The organism is Priestia sp. P5_B4 (genome assembly GCF_056400385.1).
In genome coordinates this window covers 1-916 of record NZ_JBFULJ010001198.1, presented here as the reverse complement: position 1 = coordinate 916, position 916 = coordinate 1, and the positions used below count along the sequence as shown (strand labels likewise).

Here is a 916-nt window from a genome sequence, read left to right as displayed (position 1 = left end):
ATCCGAACGAGTTGGATTCTCTATCAAGAATCTCAATTCATCGTTCGGATTTTCTTTCACCTAAACTACTTTTGTCTGAGCCTCTTTTTATCTTTACTTATTTAAAAAATTCCACATCACGTCGTTTACTTCGTGAGGCTTTTCATGCTGAGGGGCATGAGATGCTTCAGCTAATCGGTGAACAGATATGTTTGGTACATATTCTTCAATACCATCTAAGTTTTCAGGCATAAAAGTAGGATCTTGATTTCCCCAAATAATTTGTACCGGGATGTGTAACACTTCTTCTTCTAACGGAAACAAAGATTTTCTTTGAAGGTCTTCTTCTGTGAAAATCTTTAAGTTGCGGTAATAACTTAGCATGGACAGCACAGAGCCATTTTCCCAAGAGTTCATGTATGCTTGAACATCATCAGCTGTTAGATATCCTTTTTTTACACCTGGATCAATCACAAGCTTACGCAAACCTGAGAAATTATCTCGTTCCATATAGTCCTGTGCTTCTTGTTTTTGAAACCATTTCATATATTCACTTGCTTTTTGCTGATTTTTATTTGTTCTAAGCTCACGCATAAATGTATAAGGGTGTGGACCGTTAAAAGCAATTAATTTTTGTACATATTCAGGGTAGCGATAAGCAAATGTCCAGCCGATCCCTGCTCCCCAGTCGTGTACAACTAGCGTGCAGGAGCTATATCCTAAACCTTCAATCACTTGGCGAATATCTTCTACTAATACATCAATTTCGTATGATTCTAGTCCGCTTGGCTTTTCAGATAGATTATATCCTCTTAAATCCAAAGCAACTGTATGAAAATCATTAGAAAATTCATCTATCTGGTGTCGCCAAATATGCGAAAAGTCAGGAAACCCATGAAGAAATAGCATAAGATCTCCTTGTCCCTTGCTTATGTAG

General features: G+C 37.3%; 1 protein-coding gene. It reads right to left on the bottom strand.

Features of this window, described 5'->3' with window-relative positions; all coding sequences use genetic code 11:
* Positions 1–93 precede the first annotated feature (93 nt).
* Positions 94–916, bottom strand: an 823-nt coding sequence (locus AC1DRF_RS29915) for an alpha/beta fold hydrolase (RefSeq protein WP_477742563.1), incomplete at its 5' end; no start/stop codon positions are given.